The organism is Sphingopyxis sp. 22461 (assembly GCF_052044915.1).
GTDB lineage: Bacteria > Pseudomonadota > Alphaproteobacteria > Sphingomonadales > Sphingomonadaceae > Sphingopyxis.
The window spans coordinates 42057-58230 of record NZ_JBQENY010000006.1; the positions used below are offsets into that span (position 1 = coordinate 42057).

Here is a 16174-nt window from a genome sequence, read left to right on the forward strand (position 1 = left end):
CGCATGAAGGGGCCGGCTGTTTTCCTTGCGCAGTTCATGGGCGACACCGCGCCCTTCGACACTTTGCCCTCGGCGGCGCGCTGGATGGCCGATGCCGGCTATATCGGCATTCAGATCCCGACGTGGGACAGCCGCTGTATCGACCTGCGTAAAGCCGCCGAAAGCCAGGATTATTGCGACGAGCTCGCGGGCACCTGCCGCGAGGCGGGGGTCGAGATCACCGAATTGTCGACGCATCTGCAGGGCCAGCTGGTCGCGGTGCATCCTGCCTATGATACCCAGTTCGACGCCTTCGCGCCCGACGCGGTGAAGGGCAAGCCGGCCGAGCGTCAGCTCTGGGCGGTCGAGCAGCTTCATCTTGCCGCCAAAGCGAGCCGGCGGCTGGGCCTGAACGCGCATGCGACCTTTTCGGGCGCCCTCGCCTGGCCCTATCTCTATCCTTGGCCGCAGCGCCCCGCGGGACTGGTCGAAGAAGCCTTCGCCGAACTCGCGAAACGCTGGCGGCCGATCCTCGACGCCTTCGACGAACAGGGCATCGATCTCGCCTATGAAATCCATCCCGGCGAGGATCTGCACGACGGCGTGACCTTCGAGCGCTTCCTCGCCGGCGTCGACAATCATCCGCGCGCCAACATCCTCTACGACCCCAGCCACTATGTGCTGCAGGCGCTCGACTATCTGCAGTTCATCGACATTTACCACGACCGTATCCGCATGTTCCACGTCAAGGACGCGGAACTCAATCCGACCGGGCGATCGGGGGTCTATGGTGGGTTCCAGGACTGGGTCGACCGTCCCGGCCGCTTCCGCTCGCTGGGCGACGGCCAGGTCGATTTCGGCGGCATCTTCTCGCGCCTGACGCAATATGGCTATGCCGGCTGGGCGGTGCTCGAATGGGAATGCTGCCTGAAGCACCCCGAAGACGGCGCGCGCGAGGGTGCGCCGTTCATCGCCGCGCACATGATCCGCAAGGCCGACAAGGCGTTCGACGATTTCGCAGGGGGCAGCGATCCCGCACTCAACCGCGCGATGTTGGGGCTGAGCTGACGACGCGGCAGACGAACCAAACAATAATAATCAAAGGGGACGCAGGATGACGACATTGCACAAGGGGCGCTTGTTCTGGCTGGGCGTGCTCGCGCTGTTCACCGCCGCGGCGAGCCTTGCGATCCGCGGTGCGATCGCCAGCGGGCTCAAGGCCGAATGGATCGACCCGATCGCTCCCTTGCAAGCGGGCGAGTTGATCGCCGCTGCGCTGGGCGCGGCGTTCCTCAGCTTTGCGATCACCTTGTTCGTCGCCAGCGCGCTGCTCGACCAGATCGGCATGAAACGGTGCCTCGCGGGCGCGGGGCTGTGCTTCATCCTCGGCCCGTTGATGATCGTCACCGCGGGCCATCTCGCGACCGGCATGACCATCTATTGGCTCGTCTGGACGGGCATGCTGCTCAGCGGCATCGGCTGGGGGCTGACCGAAGCCGCGATCAATCCGCTGACCGCGCAGCTATACCCCGACGATACCACGCACCGGCTCAACGTGCTGCACGCCTGGTTCCCCGGCGGCATCATCGTCGGCGGGCTTGCCGGCTTCTTCCTGTCGGCCGCCTTGCCGTGGCAGGGCATCATGGCGCTGGTGATGATCCCCGCCGCGGCGACGGTCGTGATCGCCCTGACCACGACCTTCCCGCCGCCGCTGCGTGAGCAAAGCGGCGTCAGCTTCGGCGAGATGATGGGCGAGGTGTTTCGCCGGCCGAGCTTCTTCATCTGGTTCGGCGCGATGTTCCTGACCGCGGCGTCCGAACTGGCACCGGGGCAGTGGATCGACGTCGCCCTGTCGAACCGCGTTGGCATGCGCGGCATTTTGCTCCTCGTCTATGTCAACGCGCTGATGTTCGTCTTCCGCCATTTTGCGGGGCGGCTCGCCAACAAGATCTCGAACCCGGGGCTGCTGTGGGTTTCGAGCCTGCTCGCCGCGATCGGCCTGTTCATGCTGAGCCAGGCACAATCGCCGGTCACGGCGATCGTCGCCGCCACCGTCTGGGGGCTCGGCGTCTGCGTGATGTGGCCGACGATGCTCGCGTCGGTCGCCGAACGCTATCCGCGCGGTGGATCGTGGGCGATGGGGCTGGTCGGATCGGCGGGCGCGCTCGCCAGCTTCTTCGTGCTGCCGCAACTCGGCGCGATGTTCGACCAGGCCAAGATCGAGTTCGCCGGCGGTCCCGAAGCGTTCGCGGCGCTGACCGGCGCCGCGAAGTTGGCGGTCGAGGATGCGGCGGCGTCGCTGTCGTTCCAGCGGCTGGCGATCCTGCCCGTCATCCTCCTGGCGGTGTTTGGCTTCATCTGGCTGCGCGAGCGCGGCAAGTCGCGCGCGGCGCTCGCGGGTCAGACGGCATGAGCCTATCGCGCCGGGCGGTTCTGGCGGGGGGCGCCGTCGCGGCGGCCGCCGCGGCGACGGTGGCGAATAGCGCGACACCGTCGAACGCGGCGCGCTTTTCGATGAAATATGCCCCGCACGAAGGCAGCTTCAAGAGCCGCGGCGGCCGGCTCGAACAGATCGCTTTTGCCGCCGATCAGGGCTTCACTGCGTGGGAGGATAATGAGGCGGCCACGCGCTCGGTCGCCGACCAGAGTGCGATGGCGCGCGCGTTGCAGCAGCGCGGCATGACGATGGGCGTGTTCGTCGCGAGCATGCCGCGATGGGCCGATTTCCGGCCGCTGCTGGGCGGCAACGACGATGCCGATCGCGAGCGCTTCCTTGCCGATATTCGCAGCTCGGTCGATGTCGCCAAGCGGCTGAATTCCAAGCACATGACGATCGTTACGGGCTTTATGGACCGCAAGCTGCCGGTCGACATCCAGACCGCGCGCGTGATCGACGTGCTGCGCCGCGCCGCCGACATCTATGAACCGCACGGACTGGTCATGGTGATGGAGCCGCTCAATACGCTGGTGAACCATCCCGGCGTCTTCATGTCGACCGTCCCGCAAGGCTATGCGATGGCCCGCGCGGTCAACAGCCCCGCGATCAAGGTGCTGGCGGACCTGTATCACGAGCAGATCCAGGCCGGGAACCTGATCAACACGCTGGACAGCTGCTGGGACGAGATCGCTTACGTCCAGTTCGGCGACAATCCCGGCCGCAAGGAGCCGGGGAGCGGCGAGATCAATTATCGCAACATCGTCCGCTGGCTGCGCGCGAAGAATTTCGCGGGCGTGATCGGCATGGAACATGGCAATTCGGTCGAGGGGCGCGCGGGCGAGGAACGGCTGATCGCCGCCTATCGCGCGATCGACGCGGCATGAGGGAGACACAAGTGAAGCATATCATCGGGGCTACGGCGATCGCGGTCGCTGTCGCGGCGGGCAGTCCCGCCACCGCACAGGAAAAGCCCGGATTCAAGGACACGCCGATGTTGCCCGACGGCAAATGGCAGGTGCATGATTCCGACCGCCCTTATCCGACCGTAGTAACCCCGGGCACCGTTCCCGGCGCCCCGCCCTCCGACGCGGTGGTGCTGTTCGATGGCAAGTCGCTCGATGCGTGGCGGGCGAAGGCAAGGCCATGGATCGTCGAGGATGGCGCGATGACGTCGATCCCACCGCTCGGCGGCCGCGGCGAGAATGCGCTGATCAGCAAGGCGAGCTTCGGCGACGTCCAGCTCCATCTCGAATTCCGCTCACCGAACCCGCCGGATCATAGCTCGCAGGATCGCGGCAACAGCGGGATCTGGTTCATGCAGCGCTACGAGATCCAGATCCTCGACGGCTATCAGAACCCCACCTACGCCGACGGCACCGTCGGCGCGATCTACGCCTGGAAACCGCCGCTGGTGAACGCATCGCGCAAGCCCGGCGAATGGCAGAGTTACGACATCGTCTTCGAGCGCCCGCACTTCGGACCCGACGGCAAGCTGCTGCGCCCGGCCTATGTCACCGCCTTCCTGAACGGCGTGCTCGTGCAGAACCGCCAGCCGTGGCTCGGCAGCACCGTCTGGCGCAAGGTCGCGAAGTATGAAGCGCATGGCGATGCCGCGCCGATCCAGCTCCAGGACCACAATTCGCCGGTTTCGTTCCGCAACATCTGGGTGCGCCCTTTGCCCGAAGCGGCGGCGAGCCATGACTTCGAGGGGACCGTGAAATGATCATCGACCGCAGAGACGCGCTGGCCGGGATGGCCGCGATGTTCGGCGCAAGCCTGTTCGCGCCGATCGCGCGCGCCGCGGCGGCAGAAGCGCCCCCGCTCATCAGCAGCGGCCCGCCCTCCTCGCCGGTGTTCACCGCGCAGCAGCGCGCGCTGATGACCGCGCTCAGCGAGCGCGTGATGCCGACCACCGACACCCCCGGCGCGATTACCGCTGGCGTCCCCGAATATATCGAAAAGCTGCTCGCCGATTGGGCGTCGCCCGACGATCGCAAACCGATCCTCGCGGGGCTCGACGCGATCGAGGCGCGCAGCCGGGCCGATTACAAGATCGCCGCCGACAAGGCGACGCCCGCGCAGCAGGACGCGCTGCTGACGCTGGCGATGGAAGACAAGCTGCCCGGCGGCGCGGACTTCTTCGACAAGTTCCGCCAGCTCGTGCTCACCGGATATTTCACGTCGGAAGTCGGTATCACGCAGGAGCGCGAATATCTGCCCGTTCCCGGCCGCTACGACGGTGCCTATCCCTATTCCGAGATCAAAAAGGTGTTTTCGTCATGATGATTGGCAGGCGGCAATGGATGGCGGGCGGCACCGCGCTCGGGGCGACACTGGCAGCGGGACCGCTCATGGCAAAGAGCCTCAAATCAAAGCCCATCGGCATCCAGCTCTACACCGTGCGCGAGCTCTTCTCGAAGGACCCGATGGGAACGCTCGAAAAGGTCGCGGCGATCGGTTATCGCGAGGTCGAATATGGCGGCGGCGGCTACGACAAGATGGACCATGCCGCGCTCCGCAAGACGATGGACCGGCTGGGCCTGACGTCGCCTTCGATCCATGTCGCCTATGAGGCGCTCGCCAGCGATTTCGACGGCGCGGTCGCGATGACCAAGGCGCTGGGCGCCGACACGCTGGTCGTTCCCTATATGGGCGACGCACATCGCACTGCCGAGGGCTGGAAGGCGGCGGTCGCCAATTTCAACCGCTATGCCGAGCGGCTCAAAAAGGCCGGGCTGGGCTTTGCCTATCACAATCATGATTTCGAGTTCATATTGAAGCCCGGCGGAACCAGCCTGTTCGACACGCTGATCGCCGACGCCGATCCGGCGCTCGTCCGACTTGAGCTCGACCTGTTCTGGGCGGTCGCAGCGGGCGAGGATCCCAAGGCGATCATCAAACGTCTTCCGGGGCGCATCTATGCCTATCACGTCAAGGATCGCACCGCCGACGGCAAGATGACGAGCGTCGGCAAGGGCGTCATCGATTTCGCCGACATCTTCACGCTCAACGCTGTTGCCGGCGTGAAGCATTTCTATGTCGAGAATGATCAGTCGCCCGCCCCCTATCTTCCCGACATTCAGACCAGTTTCACCACGCTCAGCCGCCTTCGCGCCTAACCCGATATTCGAGGATCAAGATATGACCGACATGTTCGATGCGATCGTCATCGGCTCCGGAGTGAGCGGCGGATGGGCCGCGAAGGAACTGACCGAAAAGGGCCTCAAGGTCCTGATGCTCGACCGCGGGGTGATGGTCGAGCATGGCGAGGATTATGATTATGACGGCAAGCCGGCCTATGAGATTCCGGCGCGCGACAGGATGCCCGCGGCGCTGGTCAAGAACGACTATTTCATCGCCACGCATGGCTATGTCTCGCCGTCGAACCAGAAATTCTACAACAACGACCGGCTCAACCCCTATGCCTATGACGAGGGCGAGAAATTCTACTGGATCCGTCCCGCCGCGGTCGGCGGCAAGTCGCTGATCTGGGGGCGCTGGAGCTTCCGCTGGAGCCCGGAGGATTTCGAGGCGAACAAGCGCGAGAATGTCGGGGGCGACTGGCCGATCCGCTATGACGACCTTGTTCCCTGGTACGATTATGTCGAGAAATATATCGGTGTGTCGGGATCGCGCGAGAATCTGCCGCAGCTGCCCGACAGCGCGTTCCAGCCGCCGATGCAGATGAACGTCGCCGAAAAATGGGTGAAGGAACGGCTCGAGACGACCTCGCCGGGCCGCAAGCTGATCAACACCCGCCTGTCGAACATGACCGAGGACAAGGAGGATCAGGGCCGCAGCAAATGCCAGCTCCGCAACCAGTGCGGACGCGGCTGCTCGTTCGGCTCCTATTTCTCGACGCAGTCGGTCACCCTGCCCGCGGCGCGCGCCACCGGACGGCTGACGCTGCGTTCCGACGCGGTGGTCTCCAATCTCGAATATGATCCGAAGACGAAGAAGGTCACCGGCGTGCGCGTGATCGATACGAAGACGAAGCAGGCCGAGGTGATCCCCGCGCGCCTCGTCTTCCTCTGCGCCTCGGCGATGGCCTCGACCCAGATCTTGATGAACTCGCGTATCCCCGGAACGGCCAAGAGCCATTTCGATTCCAGCGGCACGCTCGGCCGCTATGTGATGGACCATATCTTCCGCGTGAACATCTCGGGCGAGATACCTGGCATGACCGACTTTATCGAATATGGCCGGCGTCCGGGCGGCGTCTATATCCCGCGTTTCCGCAATGTCGGCGGCGAAGAGGGGATCGGCTTCAAGCGCGGCTATGGCTATCAGGGCAGCGCGCGGCGCGATCCGCTACCGCCCAAGGGCTTCGGCGCGGCGATGAAGCATGGCATGCGCGGCTATGGCCCGTGGAAGTTCGGCATGGGCGCCTTCGGCGAATGCCTGCCCTATGAGGACAATCGCGTCAGCCTGCACGCCGACAAGGTCGACCGGTTCGGCATCCCGCTGATGCGCTTCGATGTCACCTTCCGCGACAACGAGATCCGCATGATGGACGATGCGCGGACCGAGGGCGAGGCGATGCTGCGCAAGGCGGGGCTGCAGAACGTCACCAGCGAGCGCCGCGAACATGTCCCCGGCGACGCGATCCACGAAATGGGCGGCGCGCGCATGGGCGCCGATCCGCGCCAGTCGGTGCTCAACAAATGGGGCCAGGCGCACGACGCCGCCAATCTGTTCGTCACCGACGGCGCGCAGATGGCCTCGATCTCGTGCGTCAACCCGTCGCTCACCTTCATGGCACTGACGGCGCGAGCCGCCGACCACGCCGTAAAGCTGCTCAAGGCCGGCACGATCTAGGGGCGCCAAAGGGGATTATCCGCCGCGAGCTGCCTTGCCCAGGGTGCTGCGGTGTTGCCCATAGGCCGCATAGAGGACGAGACCGATCAGATTCCAGACGAGGCACCACAAGAGCGTTTCGGCGGGCAGGCTGAGGAACAGGTAAAGGCAGCCGCCGATCGTTCCAAGCCCGACCAGCCATGCCGCGCGCACGCGAAAGGGCCGGGGCGCATCGGGGGCGCGGCGACGAAGGACGAGCAGGCAGACGCCGACCGCGATGAAGGCGATCAGCGTTCCGGCGTTGGCGAGTGCGGCGACCTTTCCGATCGGCAGCAACCCGGCGAGGACCGCGACAATCGCCGCCGTCAGCAGCGTGATGCGCGCCGGGGTGCCGCGCCCTGAAATATGCGCGAGGCGCTGCGGCAGGAAACCGTCGCGCGCCATCGCAAGGAAAATGCGGCTTTGCCCGTAGAGGAAGGCGAGCAACACCGTCGGCAGCGCGACAACGGCGGTTGTCGCGACGATCTGCGCGATGCCGCCCTGCCCTATCGAGCGCAGGATCAGCGCCAGAGGCTCTGGACTGTCGGCAAAGGTCGTGAAAGGCGTCGCACCGACCGCCGTAGCGGCGACCAGCATGTAGATGAGCGTGCAGACGGCCATCGAACCGATGATCGCGATCGGCAAGTCGCGCGCGGGGCGCTTTGTTTCTTCAGCCGCGGTCGAAATCGCATCGAAGCCGTAGAAGGCGAAAAAGATGATCGCGGCGGCGGCCATGACCCCGCGCTGGACGCCGTCGCTGTCGACCTGCGCGGCATAGCCATAGGGCATGAACGGATCGAGGTGTGCGGCGTCGAAATAGGGCAATGTGTAACCGACGAAGAGCAGCAGCGTGACGATCTTCACGACGACGAGCACCGAATTGATCCGCGCACTCTCGCGCGTCCCCAGCAGCAGCAGGCCCGCGACGACCGCGATGATCGCGACCGCGGGAAGATTGATCAGCCCGCCGAGTTCGGGCCCGCGCGTCAGCACCTCGGGAAACCCGATCCCCATCAGGAGCGGCGACGCATAACCCGACCAGCCCACCGCGACGGTCGAGACGACGAGCGAATATTCGAGGATCAGGCTCCAGCCGACGATCCACGCGAAAGCCTCGCCGAGCCCCGCATAGGAATAGCTGTAGGCGCTGCCCGCCGCGGGCATCATCGCCGACAGTTCGGCATAGGCGAGCGCCGCGCAGGCGCAGACCGCGCCCGCGATGGCAAAAGACAGCAGCACCGCGGGGCCCGCGCGGTCGACGCCGACGCCGATCAGCGTCAGGATTCCCGTGCCGATGATCGCGCCGACGCCCATCGCCATCAGTTGCGGCCACGACAGGCTGGGCGGCAGCGCCCCGGCGCTGCGTTCGCCGGGCGGTGCGATGGGTTTGCGGCGGGTCCAGTTCTTCACGATGCGTCTCCCAATATCCGGCCCGATGGTTCGGGTCCGCCGCTCACCCCAAATGCGTCAGTTCGATGCGTCTCTTCAGGGCTTTTCGTTCGGGAACAGCAGCAGCCAGTCGGCCTCGGCCTGGATGCGCGCAAAGAAGCTCCAGCTGTCGACGGCGATCGACCGCTTCAGCCAGGGCTTCGCCTTTTCGGGCTCGCCGCGGAGGATATAATAGTTGGCGAGGCTGTAAGCGGTCGACGCCGCCACCCCGTCGGCGGTCGCGAAAGCGCGGCCACTGTCCTTGTCGCTGAAGAAACTGTCGGCCGCGCGGTTGCCCTTGAACAGCTGCAGCCCGTCGAAATAGGTGTCCGACCCGCCCTTCGGGTGAACTTCGAACAAGGTCAGATCATACTCGTCGAGCAGCTTCTGTGCCTCACGAAGCTTCCCGGCGCGGGCGAGCGACAGATATTCCCAATAGCCGTTCGCGGTCCGTGCCTCGACGTCATGGGTGAAGGCGGCAGACTCGGCCGATTTCGCGAACCATTTCGCCGCATTTTCGAAATCATGCTTGCCGAAATAAGCCTGCCCCAGATGGTAATAGAGATAATATTGCACGACATCGGGGTCGCCCGGGAAATAGTCGGGGCCCGGCTTTTCGCGTTCGAGCGGCTGGTTCTCATAAAGCTTCGCCGCTTTCAGCCCCAGTTCGATCGACTTGTCGAACTCGCGCAGCGAAAAGGCGCGATGCGCGCGGTGGCGCAGCAGCTTGCCCGAATTGGGGAAGCGCTTCAGCGCCTGATCGTAGACCGCCGCCGATTCTTTCGTATAGCCCTGATAGAAGAGGATGCGGCCGTACCAGGTCGCGCTATCGACGGTCATATTGGCCTCGAACGCCGCCTTCGCATCGCGCGCGGCGCGTTCGAGCGTTTCGGTCGATGCCACGTTCGCGTTGCGCGCGGGGCTGGTGACCATGCGCTCGCCGAGCAGCGACATGCCCTGAAAGCTGCCTTCCTGCGCCGTCGCCGTCACCGGCGCGGCGATCAGCAACAGGCCGGCCGACACCAGCAATTTCAAATGCCTGGGCTTCATCATAAACATCCTCTCCGAACTGATCCTGTGTCTTCAATCGATATCGAGATCGAACTTCACACCCTGCGCGAGCGGGAGCGAGGTCGAGTAATTCACCGTCGCGGTAACGCGGCGCATATAATTCTTCCAGCTGTCGGAACCCGACACGCGGCCGCCCCCCGTGACCTTCTCGCCGCCGAACGCGCCGCCGATCTCGGCGCCGCTCGTCCCGATATTGACGTTGACGATGCCGCAGTCGCTGCCCTGCGCCGACTGGAATTTCTCGGCCTCGCGCACGTCGCTGGTGAAGACGCACGACGACAGCCCCTGCGGGACGCCGTTCTGCAGTGCAATCGCTTCGTCGAAGCCGGTGTAGGCGAGGACATAGAGGATCGGCGCAAAGGTTTCCTCGCGGACGATTTCGCTCTGCGCGGGCATCTCGACGATCGCCGGGCGGACATAATAGGCGTCCGGCCCCGCGACCTCGATCCGGTCGCCGCCGTGGACGATGCCGCCGTCGCGGCGCGCCTGTTCGAGCGCGCGCTGCATCGCGTCGAAGGCCGCCTTGTCGATCAGCGGGCCGACGTGCGTCGCGTCGTCGAGCGGACTGCCGATGTTGAGGCTGCCGACCGCCGCAATCAGGCGCTTCACGAAATCGGCGCGGATGTCCTCGTGGACGATCAGGCGGCGCAAGGTCGTGCAGCGCTGGCCGCACGTGCCCGTCGCAGCGAAGATCGTTCCGCGCAGCGCGAGCCCGATATCGGCGCTCGGCGCGACAACCGCGGCGTTGTTGCCGCCGAGTTCGAGGACGGGGCGCCCGAAGCGGCGCTGGACGCGCACGCCGACATCCTGCCCCATGCGAACGCTGCCCGTCGCGCTGACGATTGCGACGTCGGGATGGTCGGCGAGCATCGTACCGCACGCGGCATCGCCGATCGCGACCTGCACCAGATGGTCGGGCGCAAGCTCATAGTCGGCCGCCGCCTTCTGCAGCAGCCCGGCGAAGGCGAGCGCGGTGAGCGGGGTCTTTTCCGACGGCTTCCAGATCGCGCTGTCGCCGCAGACGAGCGCGACGGTGGTGCCCCAAGCCCAGACGGCGGCGGGGAAATTGAACGCCGAGATCAACCCCAGCACGCCGAGCGGGTGCCAATATTCGGTGAGCCGGTGCTCGGCGCGTTCGGACGCGATCGTCAGCCCGAAGAGCTGACGCGACAGGCCGACGGCATATTCGCAGATGTCGATGACTTCCTGCACCTCGCCGCGCGCTTCGGTCAGGATCTTGCCATTCTCGATGGTCAGGAGGTGCGACAACGCTTCCTTATGCTCGCGCACCAGCAAGCCATAGCGCCGGACGAGTTCGCCGCGATGCGGCGCCGGCACATCCTTCCAGACCGCGAAAGCAGCCCGCGCATTCGCGACCATCGCGTCCATGTCGTACGCCTTGTCGGTACGCAGGGCCGCGAGTTCCGAACCGTCGACCGGCGAGAAAACCTTGAGGTCCGAACCCAGATGGGCATCGAGCGACAGCCCGAGCGCGCCGAATATATCGGCGACCGAACGGGAAAAGCCGCCCTGTACGCTGTGGCCGGCACCGGGAGAAATCATCTTATCAAGAGCGTTCATCTAATTGTCCGTTGAAAGGGGAAATGCAGGTTGTTGGCAGGTTTGCGTCATGGGCTCGCGCGGCCATCGTGGATGATGACGCGGCCGTCCTTGATCACCGTAGAGACGTGCTCGGTCACCGTTATGTCGCGATAAGGATCGCCCGCGACCGCGATCAGGTCGGCATATTTTCCGACTTCGATCGTGCCGATATTGTCCGATTGATCCAGCAGCGCCGCGGCATCGACGGTCGCCGACCGCAGCGCCGCCATCGGCGTCATCGGACCTTGCTCGACCATCAGGCGAAACTGCCGCGCATTCTGTCCGTGCGGCGACACGCCGGCGTCGGTGCCGAAGGCGAATTTGACCTTATGCTGGACCGCGAGCCGGATATTCCGCCCCGCGACGCGGCGCGCTTCGGTCATCTTCGCCTGCACGGCGGGGCTGGCCTCGCTTTCTTTCCGCGAATCGAGCAGGCCGAGCGTCGGCACGAGCCAGGTGCCGCGCTTCGCCATCAGCTTCGCGGTTTCCTCGTCGAGATAGGTGCCATGCTCGATCGAATCGACCCCCGCGCGCACCGAGGCGGCAACGCCCTCCCCGCCATGCGCGTGCGCCGCGACCTTGAGCCCGAGGCTGTGCGCGGTGGTGACGATCGCGGTCAGTTCCTCGTCGGTCAGGTGCTGGCCCAGTCCGCGCGCCTGTTGCGACATGATGCCGCCGGTCGAGGTGACCTTGATCAGGTCCGCGCCATATTTGGCGGCTTCGCGCACGCGCAGCGCGCATTCGACGCCGCCGGTGCAGGCGCCGGTATAGTCATAGGGATAGAGCGCCTCGGTCGTCTTGCGGTTGAGCCCCGACATGTCGCCATGCCCCCCGACGATCGACAGCGACGTGCCCGACAGGAAGATGCGCGGGCCGACGACCGTGCCTTCGTTGACCGCGTCGCGCAGCGCGTGGATCGAAGTGCCGTCGGAACCGACGTCGCGAACCGTCGTGAACCCGGCCTCGAGGGTCTTTTTCGCATTGGAAAAAGCGAACAGCGCGACATCCTCGGGCGTATCGACCGCCGCCGCCCATAGTTTCGTTTCGGGCGAGAAGCTGAAATGGACATGCGTGTCGATCAGCCCGGGCAGCAGCGTCCGGTCCTTCAGGTCGATCACCCGCACGTCCGCGCGCTCCAGATAGCCCGGCTGGATTTCGGCGATGCGCCCGCCGCGGACGACGATCGTGCTCGGTCCCAGCGGCTTTTCGCCCGGAATTGCGACGACGGCGCCCGCGTGGATTACCAGCGTATCGGCAAGCTCGGCGCCAGCAGGCGCCGCGACGGCCATGCCCGAAAGCGACACGCCGATCGCCAGCGCCGCCCATTTCCCAATGCCGCTCAAGCGAAATTCTCCCGCCGGCCCACGCCGCGAGGCCGCCCGTGCAGCACTCCCCATTTGCATAGGAAGTTTTTGCTAGTTGAGCAAGAATTTTTATGATAGGAAAATTCTGGAAATTACGACACATTGCGGAAATCAACGAATTTCCGGTGGGGAAACGGGTCCAAAAGGAGGGAAAAATGTCGAAGTTCGTGTCACGCCTGTTGTTGTCGTCCGCGCTCGCCTTCGCGATCACGCCGATGGCGCATGCCCAGTCGGCTCCGCCCGAAGAGGATGGCGCAGAGACCAGTGCCGGCGGCAGCGACATCGTCGTCATCGGTACGCGCCGCAAGGACCGCTCGATCACCGATAGCTCGGTCGCGATCGACGTCATCGCGCCCGAACAGATCGCGACGACCGGCTATTCGGACGTGAACGACGCGCTGCGCACGCTCGTCCCCGCGTTCAACGCGCAGCGCCTTCAGGGCAATGACGGCTCGTCGTTCGTGCGCCCCGTCACGCTGCGCGGCTCGCCCGCCGATCATGTCCTGCTGCTGATGAACGGCAAGCGCCGCCACCGCGCCTCGATCGTGCAGATCGGCACCGGCCATGCCTCGACCTCGGGTTCGCAGGGTCAGGATTTCAACGTCATTCCGCCGATCGCGCTGTCGAGCGTCGAAGTGCTCCGCGACGGCGCGTCGTCCCAATATGGCTCGGACGCAATCGCCGGCGTGATCAACCTGGAGCTGAAAAAGGCCAGGAGCGGCGGCTCGATCATCGGCCAGGTTGGCGAATATTATACGTCCGGCGGCCGCACCTATGACATTCAGGGTCATCTGGCCGTCCCGGTGGGCGACAATGCCTATTTCAACATCGCCGCCCAATATACCGACCAGGCGAAGGCCTATGCGAAGAAGGCCACCCATTCGGGCGCCGAGGCGATGCGGGCGATGGGCACTCCCGGTATCCCCGAGCATCCCGAGGGTAATCTCGATCCGCGCTACATGGCGTTCAAGTCGGTGTGGAACGCCGGCATCGAACTCAGCGACGAACTCGAACTCTATAGCTTCGGCAACTATATGACGGGCAAGAGCTCGGTCACCTTCGGTCTGCGCCAGCCCGTCACGGCGGGCGGCCTGAACCGCCACGGCACCTATGCCAATTCGGCGTTCGACCTGACGCCCGCGCACCCCGAATTGTTCAACCTTGCCGCCGTCTATCCGGGCGGCTTCACGCCGGAATTCCGCGGCCATCTCGAGGATTTCAGCGCCCTTGTCGGGCTGCGCGACCAGGAAGGTCCGCTGACCTGGGACCTGTCGGCGCGCTACGGCACGAACACCGTCGACTACACGATCACCGGCACGATCAACGCGTCGATGGGGGTCAAGTCGCCGACCGCGTTCAAGCCCGGTTCGCTCACCCAGCGCGAAATCCAGTTCGACGCCGAAGTCTCCTATGAGCTAAGCAACGACATCCTCGTCTTTGCCGGCGCCAGCCACCGCAAGGAAACCTATGTCATCGGCGAGGGCGACGTCGCGAGCTATACGACGGGTCCACTGCGGGACCTGCCCGCGGGCTCGAACGGCTTCCAGGGTTTCTCGCCCGAATTTGCCGGCAGCTTCGATTCGAACAGCTATGCGGTGTTCGGCGAAATCGATGCCGACATCACGCCTTGGTGGAACCTGTCGGCGGCCGCCCGCTACGAGGATTATGACCAGTTCGGCGACAATTTCAGCTACAAGGCCTCGACGCGCTTTGAGCTGAGCGATGCCTTTGCGCTTCGCGGTTCGGTCAGCACCGGCTTCCGCGCGCCGGCCGCCGGACAGGTCTTCGGCACCAGCCTGACTTCGCAGCTCGACGGCGTCGGCGGCTTCATCCTCGACGCCGTACTCGTTCCGGGGTCGCCCGCAGCGCGGGTCTTCGGCTCGGAGGCGCTGACGCCCGAAACCTCGTTCAACATGTCGGCGGGCGTCGTCTTCACCGGCCTCGACGGTTTCCTGACAACGCTCGATTTCTACCAGATCGACGTCGACGATCGCCTGTTGCTGACGCCGTCGCGGAACACCACCGCCGCCGAGCGCGCCGCGCTGGCCGCGATCAATTTCCCGAACGGCGCGGACATCCAGCAGGTGCGCTATTTCCAGAATGAAATGGACACGCGCGTGCGCGGTTTCGACCTGGTGAGCACCTATCGCCACAGCTGGTCGGACAATGCCTCGACCGATTTCAGCCTTGCCGTGAACTATAATGAACAGCATCTGCGCGGCGCGCCGCCTCCGGGGTTCAGCCCAGCGATCGTGACCGAGTTCGAACGCGGCACCCCGCGCTGGCGCGGCAATTTCTCGGCGACGACCAAGGTCGGCGATTTCGGCTTCATGGCGCGCGCGATCCATTATGGCGCGTGGCGCCGCCTCGATGGCGCGACCTTCCTGCCGCGCAAGGCGGTGACTTTGTTCGACGCCGAAGTGACCTATTCGGGCATTCAGGATGTCGAGCTGAGCGTCGGCGCACGCAACATCTTCAACATCTTCCCGCCGGGTCGCGGCCCTGCGCGCGCCCGCGCCGGCCTGATCTATGACAATCACAGTGTATTCGGGGTCGCCGGCGGCTTCTATTATTTGAATGCTAAGTATAAATTCTGATCTCGTCTGTTAGAGATCGACGCGTATTTCCGGTGGGCACATACGGCATTGGCATAGCGGATATGCCAATATCGTAGCCTATCGGAAATTTGTGCCTTATAGATGGCGGCGGCTGATTGGCCGGACCTCTTCCCCCAGCCGTCCCCATCGGCCGATGCCATGCGATCTCGAGCAAGTGAAGGATTGGAGATTTATGCCGCCCAGAAATGGAGACGAGCCGGAAGTTTTGGGTGCCGTTCGTACCGCGAAGCGGCCTCGATCCGAAGGCTTTCACCTGGGCGAGCGCTTGCGCCAATTGCGCAAGGAACGCGGGATGACGCTGGAGGATGCGGGGCGGTTGACCGCGCTTGCGGCCTCGACATTGTCGAAGATCGAGAATGACCAGATGTCGCCGACGTTCGACGTCGTGCAGAAACTCGCGACCGGCTTCGACATCGACATCACCGAATTGTTCGCGAGCAATTCGGGGCAGGATGCCGCGGGCCGGCGCAGCGTCACGATGGACGGCGCGGGCCGCCTGATGGAAACCGCGGTCTACCGCCACCGGCTGATCGCCGCCGAGCTCAAGAACAAGAAGATCCTGCCGTTCGTCACGACGATCAAGGCGCGCAGCCTCGAGGATTTCAAGAGCTGGTCGCAGCATAGCGGCGAGGAATTCCTCTATGTGCTCGAAGGCGAAATCTGCTTCCAGACCGAGCATTATGAGCCCGCATATCTCGGCGTCGGCGACAGCATCTATATCAACAGCAGCATGCAGCACGCCGCCTATTCGACGAGCGAGGAAGATGCCGTCGTGTTGTGGGTCAACACCGGCTGAGCGCCCGCCCGATCATCGGGCTTGCAATAATTTTCCGATACGC

The 16174-nt window shown here is 64.7% G+C and carries 13 protein-coding genes; 9 read left to right on the forward strand and 4 right to left on the reverse strand.

Going from position 1 to position 16174, the window contains the following annotated elements:
• The first annotated feature begins 3 nt into the window (after positions 1-3).
• From ACTJI5_RS11170 to ACTJI5_RS11200, 7 genes are read left to right on the forward strand one after another with little or no spacing between them, the layout of a single operon-like run.
• Positions 4-1047: a sugar phosphate isomerase/epimerase family protein gene (locus tag ACTJI5_RS11170; protein WP_440860357.1), complete on the forward strand. Its 1044-nt coding sequence runs from the start codon at positions 4-6 to the stop codon at positions 1045-1047.
• A gap of 46 nt (positions 1048-1093) precedes the next feature.
• On the forward strand, positions 1094-2392 hold the full coding sequence (locus tag ACTJI5_RS11175) for an MFS transporter (RefSeq protein WP_440860358.1): 1299 nt from the start codon (positions 1094-1096) through the stop codon (positions 2390-2392).
• Positions 2389-3300: a hydroxypyruvate isomerase family protein gene (locus tag ACTJI5_RS11180; RefSeq protein ID WP_440860359.1), complete on the forward strand. Its 912-nt coding sequence runs from the start codon at positions 2389-2391 to the stop codon at positions 3298-3300. The genes ACTJI5_RS11175 and ACTJI5_RS11180 overlap by 4 nt, the downstream gene beginning before the upstream one ends.
• An 11-nt stretch (positions 3301-3311) precedes the next feature.
• Positions 3312-4139: a 3-keto-disaccharide hydrolase gene (locus tag ACTJI5_RS11185; protein ID WP_440860360.1), complete on the forward strand. Its 828-nt coding sequence runs from the start codon at positions 3312-3314 to the stop codon at positions 4137-4139.
• Positions 4139-4699 carry a gluconate 2-dehydrogenase subunit 3 family protein gene (locus tag ACTJI5_RS11190; RefSeq protein WP_405053444.1) on the forward strand — a complete coding sequence of 187 codons (561 nt, stop codon included), beginning with the start codon at positions 4139-4141 and terminating at the stop codon, positions 4697-4699. The genes ACTJI5_RS11185 and ACTJI5_RS11190 overlap by 1 nt, the downstream gene beginning before the upstream one ends.
• Positions 4696-5535: a sugar phosphate isomerase/epimerase family protein gene (locus ACTJI5_RS11195; protein WP_440860361.1), complete on the forward strand. Its 840-nt coding sequence runs from the start codon at positions 4696-4698 to the stop codon at positions 5533-5535. Before ACTJI5_RS11190 ends, ACTJI5_RS11195 begins: the two co-directional genes overlap by 4 nt.
• A 22-nt stretch (positions 5536-5557) precedes the next feature.
• Positions 5558-7234 (forward strand): GMC family oxidoreductase, encoded by a 1677-nt coding sequence (locus tag ACTJI5_RS11200; RefSeq protein ID WP_440860362.1) that lies wholly within the window; start codon positions 5558-5560, stop codon positions 7232-7234.
• Between the two features lie 15 nt (positions 7235-7249).
• On the opposite strand, the gene ACTJI5_RS11205 is transcribed toward ACTJI5_RS11200, so the two are convergent.
• The 4 genes from ACTJI5_RS11205 to ACTJI5_RS11220 all read right to left on the reverse strand — a co-directional run bounded on the left by ACTJI5_RS11205 (position 7250) and on the right by ACTJI5_RS11220 (position 12696).
• The gene (locus tag ACTJI5_RS11205) at positions 7250-8662 is read right to left on the reverse strand and encodes an amino acid permease (protein ID WP_440860363.1); all 1413 of its coding nucleotides are present in this window, start codon (positions 8660-8662) and stop codon (positions 7250-7252) included.
• A gap of 75 nt (positions 8663-8737) precedes the next feature.
• Positions 8738-9730 (reverse strand): tetratricopeptide repeat protein, encoded by a 993-nt coding sequence (locus tag ACTJI5_RS11210; RefSeq protein ID WP_440860364.1) that lies wholly within the window; start codon positions 9728-9730, stop codon positions 8738-8740.
• 33 nt (positions 9731-9763) lie between these two features.
• Positions 9764-11332, reverse strand: a complete 1569-nt coding sequence (gene amaB / locus ACTJI5_RS11215; protein WP_439512817.1) for an L-piperidine-6-carboxylate dehydrogenase — start codon at positions 11330-11332, stop codon at positions 9764-9766.
• A 47-nt stretch (positions 11333-11379) separates the two neighbouring features.
• Positions 11380-12696, reverse strand: a complete 1317-nt coding sequence (locus tag ACTJI5_RS11220; protein ID WP_440860365.1) for an amidohydrolase family protein — start codon at positions 12694-12696, stop codon at positions 11380-11382.
• 176 nt (positions 12697-12872) lie between these two features.
• On the opposite strand from ACTJI5_RS11220, the gene ACTJI5_RS11225 reads away from it, so the two are divergent.
• Both ACTJI5_RS11225 and ACTJI5_RS11230 read left to right on the forward strand, forming a co-directional pair.
• Entirely contained in the window at positions 12873-15314 is a 2442-nt protein-coding gene (locus ACTJI5_RS11225; RefSeq protein WP_440860366.1) for a TonB-dependent receptor plug domain-containing protein, read from the forward strand.
• Between the two features lie 193 nt (positions 15315-15507).
• Positions 15508-16131, forward strand: coding sequence for a helix-turn-helix domain-containing protein (locus tag ACTJI5_RS11230; RefSeq protein WP_082639728.1), 624 nt, complete (start codon positions 15508-15510; stop codon positions 16129-16131).
• The last annotated feature ends 43 nt before the right edge of the window (positions 16132-16174 follow it).

Excerpts from the sequence above, each read along its gene's own strand:
- ACTJI5_RS11170 (WP_440860357.1), top strand. The coding sequence starts at position 4 with ATGAAGGGGCCGGCTGTTTTCCTTGCGCAGTTCATGGGCGACACCGCG.
- ACTJI5_RS11175 (WP_440860358.1), top strand. The coding sequence starts at position 1,094 with ATGACGACATTGCACAAGGGGCGCTTGTTCTGGCTGGGCGTGCTCGCG.
- ACTJI5_RS11180 (WP_440860359.1), top strand. The coding sequence starts at position 2,389 with ATGAGCCTATCGCGCCGGGCGGTTCTGGCGGGGGGCGCCGTCGCGGCG.
- ACTJI5_RS11195 (WP_440860361.1), top strand. The coding sequence starts at position 4,696 with ATGATGATTGGCAGGCGGCAATGGATGGCGGGCGGCACCGCGCTCGGG.
- ACTJI5_RS11200 (WP_440860362.1), top strand. The coding sequence starts at position 5,558 with ATGACCGACATGTTCGATGCGATCGTCATCGGCTCCGGAGTGAGCGGC.
- ACTJI5_RS11210 (WP_440860364.1), bottom strand. The coding sequence starts at position 9,730 with ATGAAGCCCAGGCATTTGAAATTGCTGGTGTCGGCCGGCCTGTTGCTG.
- amaB (WP_439512817.1), bottom strand. The coding sequence starts at position 11,332 with ATGAACGCTCTTGATAAGATGATTTCTCCCGGTGCCGGCCACAGCGTA.
- ACTJI5_RS11225 (WP_440860366.1), top strand. The coding sequence starts at position 12,873 with ATGTCGAAGTTCGTGTCACGCCTGTTGTTGTCGTCCGCGCTCGCCTTC.
- ACTJI5_RS11230 (WP_082639728.1), top strand. The coding sequence starts at position 15,508 with ATGCCGCCCAGAAATGGAGACGAGCCGGAAGTTTTGGGTGCCGTTCGT.